This is a genomic window from Pedobacter sp. UBA4863 (assembly GCF_002399615.1).
Lineage (GTDB): Bacteria > Bacteroidota > Bacteroidia > Sphingobacteriales > Sphingobacteriaceae > Pedobacter.
On the sequence record NZ_DHDZ01000015.1, the window covers coordinates 58266 to 71653 of the forward strand.

Annotated in this window: 9 protein-coding genes; 4 read left to right on the forward strand and 5 right to left on the reverse strand. The window is 37.1% G+C overall.

The genetic code is table 11. From position 1 onward, the window contains the following. Positions 1 to 33 precede the first annotated feature (33 nt). The 4 genes from hisB to hisG form a co-directional block, all read right to left on the reverse strand. Positions 34 to 1167, reverse strand: a complete 1134-nt coding sequence (gene hisB / locus B3I52_RS02075; RefSeq protein ID WP_293298084.1) for a bifunctional histidinol-phosphatase/imidazoleglycerol-phosphate dehydratase HisB — start codon at positions 1165 to 1167, stop codon at positions 34 to 36. Continuing rightward, positions 1167 to 2219 carry a histidinol-phosphate transaminase gene (gene hisC / locus B3I52_RS02080; RefSeq protein ID WP_293298086.1) on the reverse strand — a complete coding sequence of 351 codons (1053 nt, stop codon included), beginning with the start codon at positions 2217 to 2219 and terminating at the stop codon, positions 1167 to 1169. Before hisC ends, hisB begins: the two co-directional genes overlap by 1 nt. Positions 2220 to 2304: 85 nt before the next feature. Then, positions 2305 to 3591, reverse strand: a complete 1287-nt coding sequence (gene hisD, locus B3I52_RS02085; RefSeq protein ID WP_293298088.1) for a histidinol dehydrogenase — start codon at positions 3589 to 3591, stop codon at positions 2305 to 2307. A gap of 70 nt (positions 3592 to 3661) precedes the next feature. Beyond that, positions 3662 to 4513 (reverse strand): ATP phosphoribosyltransferase, encoded by an 852-nt coding sequence (gene hisG / locus B3I52_RS02090; protein ID WP_293298090.1) that lies wholly within the window; start codon positions 4511 to 4513, stop codon positions 3662 to 3664. Positions 4514 to 4778: 265 nt separating this feature from the next. On the opposite strand from hisG, the gene B3I52_RS02095 reads away from it, so the two are divergent. From B3I52_RS02095 to B3I52_RS02110, 4 genes are all read left to right on the forward strand, one after another. After that, positions 4779 to 6359, forward strand: a complete 1581-nt coding sequence (locus tag B3I52_RS02095) for a L,D-transpeptidase family protein (RefSeq protein WP_293298092.1) — start codon at positions 4779 to 4781, stop codon at positions 6357 to 6359. Positions 6360 to 6629: 270 nt separating this feature from the next. After that, positions 6630 to 9290, forward strand: coding sequence for a valine--tRNA ligase (locus tag B3I52_RS02100; RefSeq protein ID WP_293298094.1), 2661 nt, complete (start codon positions 6630 to 6632; stop codon positions 9288 to 9290). Positions 9291 to 9466: 176 nt separating this feature from the next. Then, positions 9467 to 11068: a two-component regulator propeller domain-containing protein gene (locus B3I52_RS02105; RefSeq protein WP_293298096.1), complete on the forward strand. Its 1602-nt coding sequence runs from the start codon at positions 9467 to 9469 to the stop codon at positions 11066 to 11068. A gap of 176 nt (positions 11069 to 11244) precedes the next feature. Then, complete coding sequence (locus B3I52_RS02110; RefSeq protein WP_293298098.1) at positions 11245 to 11787, forward strand: hypothetical protein; 543 nt, start codon at positions 11245 to 11247, stop codon at positions 11785 to 11787. A gap of 59 nt (positions 11788 to 11846) precedes the next feature. Here the strand turns inward: B3I52_RS02110 and B3I52_RS02115 are convergent, their stop codons facing one another. Next, on the reverse strand, positions 11847 to 13247 hold the full coding sequence (locus B3I52_RS02115) for a sigma-54-dependent transcriptional regulator (protein WP_293298100.1): 1401 nt from the start codon (positions 13245 to 13247) through the stop codon (positions 11847 to 11849). Positions 13248 to 13388 lie beyond the last annotated feature (141 nt).

Consider the following 13388-nt stretch of genomic DNA (forward strand, 5'->3'; position numbering starts at 1 on the left):
GCTAAATCGTAACTTTAAAATCTACTTCGTAAATTACAAAACTCCCTTAGTGCTCGGTAGTACCATTTTCTCCGCATCACGCTTAACCGCCATTTTAATTGCCTTTGCAAAAGCTTTAAAAATAGCCTCAATCTTATGATGTTCGTTTTCGCCTTCAGCTTTAATGTTTAAATTACACTTTGCAGCATCGCTAAACGATTTAAAGAAGTGGAAAAACATTTCTGTAGGTACATCGCCCACACGCTCACGCTTAAAATCCGCATCCCAAACAATCCAATTACGGCCACCAAAATCGATAGCCACTTGTGCCAAACAATCATCCATTGGTAAGCAGAAACCATAACGTTCAATGCCTAATTTATTGCCAATAGCTTTTGCAAAAGCCTCACCAAGTGCTAAGCCCGTGTCTTCAACGGTATGGTGTTCGTCAATATGTAAATCGCCTTTGGTCAAAATATCTAAATCCATGCCGCCGTGACGAGCGATTTGGTCTAGCATGTGGTCGAAAAAGTTTAAACCAGTTTCAATTTTAGCCTTTCCTGTACCATCTAAATCTAGTTTTATGCTGATTTTTGTTTCATTGGTGTTCCGTTCGTGCTTCACCGTTCTGGCACCACCGCGTAGAAAAGTGTAAATGTCTTCCCAATTTTTGGTTTCTAGGGCAATAATTTCACTTAACGTTTCGTATTTATCTAGGTTTTCGGTAGAGCCTAAAACATCGTTATTGCGGATGTAAATTCCTTTAGCGCCTAAATTCTTAGCCAATACGATGTCGTTTAGCCTGTCGCCAATTACGAACGAATTCTTCAAATCGTATTCTTTCCCAAAGTATTTAGTAAGTAAGGCAGTGCCAGGTTTGCGGGTAGGTGCATTGTCTTTCGCAAAAGTTTTATCAATTACTATCTCATCAAAAACTACACCTTCTGCTGCATAAGTAGCTACAATAAAGTTTTGTATAGGCCAAAAACTTTCTTCTGGGTGTGAAGCTGTACCCAAACCATCTTGATTGGTTACCATTACCAATTTGTAGTCTAGCTCTGTAGCAATCTTAGAAAGGTAGTATAATGCCCGAGGGTAAAATTTCAGTTTGGCGAAACTATCTACTTGCTCGTCATCTGGCTCTATGTTTAGCGTGCCATCTCTATCGATGAATAAAATCTTGGTCATTACAGTTTTTCTATAGCGGTTAAAAGTTGGTTGTTCTCCTCAATGTTTCCTACAGTAATACGTAGGCAGTCGTTACAAAGTATTACTTTAGAACGGTCCCTCACAATAATTCCTTGTTCAACTAATTGGTTGTAAATATTGTGTGCATCATCTATTTGAGCTAAAATAAAGTTGGCATCAGAAGGATATACCTTTCTCACTTTTTCCAATCTGCTCAAGGCATTTCCCAGTCTATCTCGCTCGCTTACGGTCAATTTTATCCATTCGTTAACCTGTTGAATGTTTTCGAGCGCAGCTAAAGCTAAATCTTGTGTGGCCTGATTGATGTTGTAAGGAGGTTTTACTTTGTTCAAGATATCAATCACATGGGTTGATGAAAAAGCCATCCCTAAGCGTAGTGCGGCTAATCCCCAAGCTTTAGAGAAAGTTTGCAGTACTACTAAATTGGCGTATTCTGTTAATTCTTGAATAAACGTCTTCTGCTTCGCGAAATTGATATAAGCTTCATCAATCACCACTAAGCCTTTAAAGTTGGCTAAAATCGTTTCTATATCACTTCTATTCAAAGAATTTCCGGTAGGGTTGTTGGGCGAACAGATAAAAATAATTTTGGTATTCGCGTCTATGGTTTCAGCGATCTTCTCTAAATCTAGCTGGAAATCGGGTGTTAAGTTCACCTTGCGTACTTCCACATCATTGATGTTTGCCGATACTTCGTACATGCCATAGGTTGGCGGCAGTATAATCACATTGTCTTTTCCAGGGTTACAGAAGGCCCTGAAAAGTAAGTCGATTGCTTCGTCGCTACCATTGCCTAAAAAAGTATTCTCGATAGGCACGCCCTTAATTTTGCTAATCGCATCTTTCAAATCCAATTGCAAAGGATCTGGGTAGCGGTTGTAATCTGCTGGCAGGGGAGAACCAAAACTGTTCTCGTTGGCATCTAGATAAACGCTAGCCTGTCCTTTAAATTCGTCCCTAGCGGTAGAATAAGTCTTTAATGTTTTTATGTTTTCTCGTTGTAATTCTCTTACGTCCATTGGTTGTTTCATTTTGGATTAAGGAGCAAGGAATAAAGAGATAAAAGACGAGGAGTTAAATTGACTGTCCGATATTTATCTCTTTGTTCCTTGCTTGTTATTCTTTGTTCCTAAGTCTAATACTCACTGCATTCTTGTGCGCCTGCAGGCCTTCTGCTTCGGCAAGTGTTTCTACTGTCTTTCCTATATTGCTTAAACCTTTGTTATCTAAGTGTTGGAAGGTGATTTTTTTAATAAATGTATCAACTGAAACTCCTGAATAGGCTTTGGCAAAAGCGCTTGTAGGCAACGTATGATTGGTTCCTGAAGCGTAATCACCTACACTTTCTGGCGTAAGGTTTCCTAAAAATACAGAGCCTGCATTGGTAACCAACGGTATAAGTTCCTCATAGCTCTCAGTCGCTAATATGAGGTGCTCAGGAGCGTAAGTATTACTGAATTTCATGCCTTGTTTTAGATTTTCTACTAACATGATATATGAATTATCAATAGCGGTCTTCGCAATATCCTTTCTCGGTAAATCAACTAATTGTTTCTCTAATTCGGTAATTACTTCTGTTGCAGTTTTGTTTGAAGTGATCACTAAAATAGATTGACTATCAGTTCCATGTTCTGCTTGTGCAAGTAAATCTGCAGCTACGTATGACGGAATGGCAGTTTCGTCTGCGAGTACTAAAACCTCCGATGGACCGGCGGGCATATCGATAGCGACGCTATTTTGAACTTGCTTTTTGGCTTCGGTTACATAACGGTTGCCTGGGCCAAAAATCTTATATACCTGTGGAATGGTTTTGGTGCCATAAGCCATAGCAGCTACTGCTTGTGCGCCGCCAACTAGGTAAACTTTTTCTATGCTTAGTAAGGTGGCAACGTAAGCGATATAGCAATTTACTTTACCATCGCTTTGAGGAGGGGAGCACACCACGATTTCCTTGCAGCCTGCAATTTTAGCTGGTATGCCCAGCATCAAAAATGTGCTAGGTAAAACGGCAGTACCGCCAGGAATGTACAATCCAACCCTGTCAATTGCCCTGTTTTCTCTCCAGCAAACCACCCCGGGCATGGTTTCTACGCTGTTTTCTGTTTTTAATTGCGAAGCGTGAAAGGTGTAGATGTTTTGATAAGCCGTATCGATAGCTGTTTTAACTTCTGCCGGAATTTGTTTGGCTAGTTCTGCCAGTTCTTCTTTGCCAATAAATAACGAAGAAAGCGTAATGTTATCGAACTGATTAGTGTAACTCAGCAGGGCATTGTCGCCATTGCTTTTTACGTTGTTGATGATTTCTTCGGTGCGAGATTTAACTAAATTATCGTCAGAAATGCTTCGCGAGCATAGTTCCTTTATTTGTTGTTTAGTTAAATCTTTAAAGTTGTAGATTTTCAATGTTTTAATAATTTATATTAACTAATAGTTAATAGTGAAAATTAAAGTTTTTGAGTGTTTTTTACTTTATTTAAGTGATGATTTTCTCAATTGGCATTACCACAATTCCTTGTGCACCGGCGGCTTTTAGACTGTTGATTTTTATCCAGAAATCTTGTTCTGCAATTACCGAATGAACGGCTACCCAATCTTCTTCGAACAATGGAACTACCGTTGGACTTTTTACCCCAGGCAACAAATCTACCACTGCCTTTAGGTTTTCTTTAGCTACATTAAGCACTACATATTTGGTGGTTCTGGCTTTTAGAACTGATTGTATTCTTTGCACTAACTCTACTACTTCGGTATTGAGTTCTAGGCCGGGAGTAGCAATTAAAGCAGCTTCAGAATTCATTACGCTGGTGAAAGGCTTTAACCCGTTGTTTTTTAAGGTTCCACCAGTAGATACAATATCAAAAATGGCATCGCTTAAGCCCAAACCTGGACCAATTTCTACCGAACCAGAAATATTTCTAATTTGAGCATCTACTTGGTTTGCTTTTAAGAATTTTTTGAGGATAACAGGATAAGAAGTGGCAATTACTTTCCCGTTTAGTTTTGCTACAGTATCAATGTCGCTATCATTTTTAACGGCAATTTTTAGGGAACATTTTCCAAACCCTAATTTTTGCAGATAAGATACATTGGCGCCTGTTTCTATAATTACGTTTTCGCCAACAATACCTAAATCGGCAATGCCATCTTGTACATATTCCGGAATATCATCGTCTCTTAGAAAAAGGATTTCTAGTGGGAAATTAGTAACAGTGGAGATAAGAGAACTTTTGTAGTTTTCGAAAGATAAACCACAATTTTTAAGAATTTCTACTGATTTTTCGTTTAATCTACCCGATTTTTGGATAGCTATTTTAAGTGTTTTCACTTTGTTAAATTATAGGATAAGAAAATAAAATCTATTTAAAAACCATTCTGAAGTACAGAATATTACATTACATATCGCCACAATGGCGATGGTGGAAATGCAAATGATGGTTTAAAAATTGATTCATTTAAAGTTCTTTTCCTTAATTTTGTCGGAAGATATGGCAAATATATACTAGTTTACTATACAATCCAAAAATAATGGCATTTAATTTGTATTAAATGTGTCTCTTAATTAACAAAATGTTAAATTTTATCTTTCTGAATTGAAAAAAACGCTACTTTTTGCCCTTTTTAGTGTAATGTTTAGTGCTTGTAGCTGGTTTAAGGAAAAGCCGGAGATTGCTGTAGTATTGGCTGAACATTTTGATAATAAGCTATACAATAAATTTGATACAGCCGCTTATTTGCCTATTTTTAAAGCTAAGCTTAAAGAACAGCGTAATGATTTCTTAAACCCGAAAGTAATTACTGCTTTCTATGAGAAAAATGAATATCTACCTGTTTTAATCACCAAGTTTTATGTGAACGGACAGCTGGATAGTCTGAAAGCCTATGTTGCTAGAAGCAATGCCGATGGCTTTAATCCTGAAATATTTAATTTTAGTGTTTACGAAAAACAATTACAAACACTGAACAAAAATAAATTTAAAACTATTGATGAAGTTTACGATTTGATTGCTGATTTAGAATTAAATGCAGCTTATTCGCTAAATAAATATACCAACTTTATGGGCTACGGGAGTATTAATCCCCGTAATTTTTTTAATCGTTTTTATATCCAAGTATTGCGCCCTGATAGTTTAAAGATGGATTCTGTATTAAATACGGATAATTTGGCGGCCGAATTGAAAAAGGCGCAGCCAGCTACAAAATCGTATGCAGCTCTAAAAACGGCATTAAAGCATTATCGTGACAGTATAGGTTCTGATGCTTCTCCGGCCATTAATACGATAAAAATCAACCTTGAGCGCATGCGCTGGCGTTTGCCTCTACAAACAGAAGAGTTGGTAGAGGTGAACATACCTGATTTTACGCTTACTTGGTTTAGAAAGAATGATACCTTGGCGCACATGAATGTATGTGTTGGGAGTAAGCGGGAAGCTGCCTATGCCGAAAAAATGAAGGTTTATTTGAAATCAGGAAAATTAGATGATAAACCAAAAAACCATGAAACGCCCCAATTATTTAGTGTTTTTAATGCTATACAGGTAAACCCGATTTGGAATATTCCGGTAAGCATTGCTAAAAGTGAGATTTATTGGATGGCAAGGAAAGATTCTTTCTATCTTTCTAATAATAATATCAAGGTATATCATGATGGGAAGTTAGTAGATGATCCAGATACTATTGATTGGGATAAATATCCGAGAGAAAAATTACCGTTTTCTTTTAAACAAGGCTCTGGTGAGGGCAATGCGCTAGGCAAATTTAAGTTTGTGTTTGATAATAGCTCTAGCATCTATTTACACGACACGAACAATAAATATGGCTTTAAATTAGCGAACAGAGCAATTAGCCATGGCTGTATTCGTATAGAGCAGCCTTTAAAGTTTGCAGAGCTAATGGTGAAAGATAAACACCAATACGACAAGTTGCGTATGGATATAGATTTGCCACCAATTGATACCACGAAGAATGAAATTTTCAAGAAAAAGCTGGCTAAAAAAACCGATACACTTAATTTATTCAAATTAAAACCTACTTGGTATGCGCCACGCAAAAGTATAGGTGTGTTTATTGCCTATTATACGGCTTGGGCCGATGGTAGTGGTAAGGTACAGTTTAGGCCCGACGTGTATGATTACGACCCTATTTTATGGGAAGCAGTAAAAAGATACCTATAATTTTAAGATTCGTTTCAAATTGATAGGCAATGGGCTCCAAGCGCTTTGTTTTTTTAAAGGCATAATGCTTTAGTTTTATAATTGGGTCCAATCAATTAATAGTGATTTTTTAAACTTCTTCCTTACCTATATAGCTAGATTTCTTCAGTGTAGCAGGAGGGTAATAGTTTTTTGTACCAACAGTGTGCTCGAAATGATTTAACCCTTATAACTAGCTTTAAAGTCTGCACCAAAAAACGTATTTTTGCACTAAATTTTCAATAATAATTAATGAGCATAGCTACAAAATACAATCCGCAAGAAACTGAAGATAAATGGTACAGCTATTGGTTGGAAAAGCGTTTTTTCCACTCAGAGCCTGATGAACGTGAACCTTATACAATTGTAATTCCACCTCCAAACGTAACAGGAGTATTGCATATGGGGCACATGCTTAACAATACCATTCAGGATGTATTGATCCGTAAGGCTCGTATGCAGGGCAAAAATGCTTGTTGGGTACCCGGTACCGACCACGCTTCTATTGCTACCGAAGCAAAGGTGGTGGCCATGTTAAAGGAACAAGGCATCAACAAAAAGGACCTTTCTCGTGAGGAGTTTTTAAAATATGCTTGGGAATGGAAAGAGAAGTACGGTGGAATTATCTTGGAGCAGTTAAAGAAACTGGGTGCTAGCTGCGATTGGGACAGAACTCGTTTTACGATGGAAGAAGATCTTTCTGATGCCGTAATTGATAGTTTTATCCATTTGTACAAAAAAGGATTGATTTACCGTGGTTATCGTATGGTAAATTGGGATCCGCAGGGTAAAACATCTATTTCTGATGAAGAGGTAATCCGTAAGGAAATAAACTCGAAGTTGTATTACATCAAATATTTTGTGGCTACTGACGAAGATATTTCTGGGGTTGGACATCCAACCGCTGAGTATGTTACTATTGCAACTACTCGCCCAGAAACGATTATGGCCGATGCGGCAATTTTCGTGAACCCGAACGACGAGCGTTTTAAACACTTGGTAGGTAAAAAGGTACGTATTCCATTAATTGGTCGCGAAATAGAGGTGATGACGGATGAGTATGTAGATATGGAGTTTGGAACAGGTTGCTTAAAAGTAACGCCTGCTCATGATACCAATGACTACGAACTAGGGTTGAAATATAACCTTACACCTTTCTTAGATATTTTAGACGACGATGCTAAACTGAACGAAAAAGCGGAGATTTTAGTTGGCGAAGACCGTTTTGTTGCTCGTAAGAAAATTGCCAAAATGCTCGAAGAAGCTGGTAATTTGGAGAAGGTAGAAGATTATAAATCGCAAGTAGGTTTTTCTGAACGTACCGATGCGGTTATTGAACCTAAAGTATCGTTACAGTGGTTTGTAAAAATGAAAGAATTTGCGCAACCAGCTTTAGACGATGTGGTGAATGGCGAAGTAAACTTAATTCCTAATAAATTTGAGAATACTTACCGTCATTGGATGGAGAATGTTCGCGATTGGAATATTTCTCGTCAGTTATGGTGGGGACAGCGTATTCCGGCTTGGTATTTACCTGATGGAACTTATATAATAGCAAAAACGCAGGAGGAGGCATTTGCGGAGGCGCAAACCTTAGATACTAAACCCTTAGACCTTAAACCTTCTGATCTGAAACAGGACGAAGATGTAATGGATACCTGGTTTTCATCTTGGTTATGGCCAATTTCTGTTTTCGATGGTTTTAAAGATCCAAATAATAAAGATTTCAATTATTATTACCCAACCAACGATTTAGTAACTGCGCCAGAAATTTTATTTTTCTGGGTAGCACGTATGATCATGGCTGGTCGGGAGTTTACGGGCAAAAAACCTTTTACCAACGTTTATCTAACAGGTATCGTTCGCGATAAATTGGGCCGTAAAATGTCTAAATCGTTAGGTAACTCTCCAGATCCAATTGGTTTAATAGATAAGTACGGAGCCGATGGCGTTAGGGTAGGAATGTTGATGTCATCGCCTGCTGGGAACGACTTAATGTTTGATGAAGCCTATTGCGAACAAGGAAGAAATTTTGCTTCTAAGATTTGGAATGCCTTCCGTTTGGTAAAAGGTTGGGAAGTTGATGCGAGTTTAGTTAACCCTAACGAGCAGGCTGTTGCTTGGTTCGAAAGTCGTTTTAACGAAGCTTTAATTGAAATTGAACATAACTTTAAGCAATACCGTTTATCTGAGGCTTTAATGGCTACCTATAAATTGGTATGGGACGATTTTTGTGCTTGGTACCTAGAAATGGTAAAACCGGCCTATCAACATCCTATTGACGCGGAAACAAAAATAGCTACAGTGAATTTCTTTGAACAAATCTTGAAATTGCTGCATCCGTTTATGCCTTTCATTACCGAAGAGCTTTACCACGATGAATTGTTTGGTAAACGTACCGAAATGGATTGCTGTATTGTAGCAGATTATCCGGTAGTAGGTGAGGTAAACGAGAATTTGTTAAAAGAAGCAGAACTGGTAAAAGGATTGGTGTCTGAAATTAGAAACGTAAGAAATACCCGTCAAATCTCTCCAAAAGAAGCTTTGGCTTTAAACATCATCGCAAACTCTGGGGCTAATTATAAAGCTTGGCTAAATGTGGTGACAAAATTAGCAAACGTAAGCGAAACTCATTTTGTAACCGATAAAGTTGTTGGTGCAGCTGCATTTATGGTAGGCAAAGACGAATTTTTTATTCCATTAGCAGAAAATGTGGATGCAGCAGCAGAAAAAGAACGTTTAACGAAAGAGTTAGTGTATTTAGAAGGTTTCTTGAAATCTGTAAACGCTAAATTGAGTAACGAGCGTTTTGTGCAAAATGCAAAACCAGAAATTATTGATAACGAGCGTAATAAACAAGCTGATGCCGAATCGAAAATTACGATTATTAAAGATAGCCTAGCTGCTTTATAAGCATAAATTTAATATTAAATTAAAGCCTATCGATGCAAATCGGTAGGCTTTTTTGTTTTTTAATAAAGTAAAACTATACTTTGGTAAAAGTAGGTAGGTGTTTTGTTTAATTCGTAAATATCGGGTTGTTATATCTTTTTTATTTGCATCAAAAATAATGTGTAATTAATAAAAATATGAGAACAAAATTTACGAAATACCTAGGCATACTTGCTCTTTGTATAATAGGAGTTAACTCTTCCTTAGCCCAATGGGTAAACAACCAAGCGGCCGATGCCGTTTATGGTCAAGATAGTTTTACTACAATGACTATAGGTAATGCTAGTAATGATAACCTAGTTAGGCCAGTAAGTGTTGCGTTTACCAAAAACAATAAAAAGGTAATTATTGGTACGGTAACAACGGTAAATAGTAAAAGCGCATTGTATATATACGAAGATTATACCAATCTAAATAATACCAAACTAGCAGTTGTAGATAAAATAATTTTGCCAGAAAGAGGTGTTGTTAATTCAGTTTTTGTTGATGAGGACGATAATTTATGGGTGGCAACAAATGGTAGCTATGGCGACGATTTGTATAAATATACCAACGCGTCTTCGTTAACTAGTTCTAGTACAGCTACTGCAACTTTTAAATTAAAAAAATACGATGCGAGTCTTGCAGAATACACCAACTTTAAAGGTAGCGTATTTGTCAAATCTGGAGTGTTGGTAATAGCTGATGCAACAAATCATATTGTTGCTAGGTATAATGTAAGAGACTTAACATCTAGCGGTACGAAACAACCTATTGCTTACATTGGTGCTGTAGCAGCTAATAATCCTGTATATGGACATTATGATACCCCATCAAGTAAAGTTAGATTAAATAAACCAGTTCAGGTTTCAATAGATAAAAACAACGCATTGTGGATTGCAGATGCACTTAACTTTAGGGTCTTAAAATTTGATGATGGTCTCAGTTTTACTGATTCTTCTACACCAAGTGTAACCATGGGCAGAACGAGTTACAAGAACTCAACTGGCAACGACAATAATGCAAATAATTTTGTTAACCTAACAGGTATAGCAACAGATAATGGGGATAGGTTGTACGTTGCCGCTACTCAGTCTTATACTGGTAGTAAGGTAAACATTTATAACACGAATACAATTACAAATAATGCCAATGCTAACGCTATAAATGTTATTGGTTACAATTTGTTAGATGATAATTATCCTATACATGGCTCAAATGGTTACGCAGCTAATAGACTTTTTGATACTTCTAATATTGCCGTAAACGAATATTTGTGGGTAACCGATTATAGTTGGCACAGGGTTACACGTTTTGCACCAAATACTGCACTGCCAGTAACTTTTTCTGATTTAAAAGCAACCAAAGTTGACGACATGATAAACCTATCTTGGAAAACTTCTGCAGAAACTAACAATAGTCATTTCATGGTCTCTACTTCTTACGATGGTAAAACATTCAGTAAAGTAAAGCAGGTTGATGCCAGAGCAACCCCAGGCGATTATCACGTTTCTTTTCCAATAGAAAATACTTTGTACGCTGGTTTAGGTTTGTTAGGCTTGTTGCTTATTCCTCGTCAAAGAAATAAATGGATGAAAATGGTTATGCTTCTTTTAGGTGTATGTTTTTTAGTTGCTTGTGCTAAAGACAAAATCGAAGCAGAAACACAAGAAAAAGAAGTGGTTTATGTGAAATTAGAACAAGTAGATTTAGATGGAACGGTAACAGAATTAGGAGTGAAGTCCCTTAAAATTAAATAACAAACAATTAAAAATGTTTGGAAATGCTAAACCGTTTTGGTTTAGCATTTTTTCTTCGAATAGTTTTTTAGAGAATAAGTAAAAAGGAAATGTCTTGTATCAACCCTTTTACAGGTAAAGTATCATTTTTACGCTAAAACTCACTTTCTTTATCGTCAGAATTAAAAACTTCGAATATGAAAAGATTATTTATTTTTTTTGTAGCTGTAGTTTGCTTGTCTTGTACTAATAATCAAAGCAAAGAAAAGTCAGTTGCGTCAAATATTTTTATAGAGCAAAAAGTAACCGATTTTATTGCAAAATACCCAGAGTGGACCGATGGGGACCATGTGAATGAAGAAATTACCGACAAATTTCAGCACGAAGTAAAGCGCTGGAGCAACGAACAAGATTTTTTAAAGGGGATGCCTTTGCAATTAAAAGAATTAAGAGACACTACCCTTAACGGACAAAATTTTAAAATAGGAACATTTGCCGGATATAATGACAACACCCGTGTAAAAGGCTCGTTGTTAAACTATATTCAAATTAATATAGATGGTATTTTACCCCCAGAAATAGCACAAAAAGTAACAATAGACGGTAAATATCATCTTGATGCAATGATGTATCGTCAAGGTAGCCGTAAAGATGTTAAGCTAATTGCTGTAGCCGACTTTAAGGGCTATGATTTGGGGAAATATGTTTTTTCGGTAACAAAGGCTACTCCAATTAAATAAATGATGGCATTAAGCTGTCGGTTAAACAAAACAGGGCTTCACAATGAAGCCCTGTTTTGTTATTCAGCCCTTTTCAGTCCAAATTTTTCAATTTTACTGTATAAATGGCTTCGTTGTATGTCAATATCGTCAGCTGTTTTAGATACGTTCCAGTTATTTTTCTCTAACTTAAACTTAATATATTCTTTTTCAGCAAAGTCTTTGTATTCTTGGAAATTGCTAAAGCCGTCATAGTTAAAGCTACCTCCATTATTACCGTTGCTACTTTGTTGAGCACTAGCAGCGCCTACATTGGTGCCTCCTGCTGGGTTGGCAAATACCACTACGTCTTGTTCGGTAATGGTCTTGTCGCTCAAAATAATTAAACGCTCAATCATGTTGCGCAATTCACGAACGTTACCCGTCCAAGGTAACCTTTTTAAGGCTTCCATGGCACCATCGGTAATTTTCTTTATAGGCATGCCGTATTCGCCACAAATTTCTTCTAAAAAGCTTTGTGCAATTACCGGAATGTCGTCTGTACGTTCGGTTAAATGTGGTACATGGATATTAATTACATTTAAGCGGTGGTACAAGTCCATCCTAAAATTACCATCTTCAATTTCTTTTAGGAGATCTTTATTGGTTGCGGCTACTATTCGCACGTTTACATCAATCTCTTTTTCACCACCTACACGGGTAATTTTATGTTCTTGCAAAGCACGCAACACTTTTGCCTGTGCCGAGAGGCTCATGTCGCCAATCTCATCTAAAAACAAGGTACCGCCATTAGCCAATTCAAATTTTCCAATTCTTTGCTTTACAGCAGAGGTAAAGGAGCCTTTCTCGTGTCCAAACAATTCACTTTCTATCAATTCTGATGGGATTGCTGCACAGTTTACTTCAATTAGTTGTCCGTAGGAACGACTAGACTTTTCGTGCAACCACCTTGCCACTAATTCTTTACCGCTACCATTGGCTCCAGTAATTAATACCCTAGCTTCGGTAGGGGCAACCCTGTCTATGGTTTCTTTAATTTTTCCGATAGTGTCAGAATTGCCTAGAATATCGCGGGTTTTGCTAACCTTACGTTTTAGTACCTTGGTTTCGGTAACTAAAGAGCCGCGGTCTAAACCATTGCGTACGGTAATGAGTAGGCGATTTAGATCAGGTGGTTTAGAAATGAAATCGAAGGCGCCTTTTTTGCTGGCTTCTACAGCGGTTTCTACAGTACCATGTCCCGAAATCATGATGAAAGGCAAATCTGGCTTAATGCCCAATGATGTTTCCAGTACTTCCATACCGTCCATCTTGTTCATCTTAATGTCGCAAAGTACCAGGTCGTAATCGTTTTTCTTAATCATCTCTAATCCATCGATACCGTTGTCAACGTCATCAACTTCATAGTTTTCATACTCTAGTATTTCTCTAAGCGTACTTCTTATCGCTCTTTCGTCGTCAATAATTAACAGTTTTGCCATAAGTGGGTTGTATATTTTCTGATGCGAATATATTGTTTTTTGTTAAATGTATAGTTTTTTGTACAATTTGTTGCTTGTTAATGTTTTTAACGTTTTCAGATAGTAATACAAATGTTGGGTTATTTTGTGGTTAAGTTATTG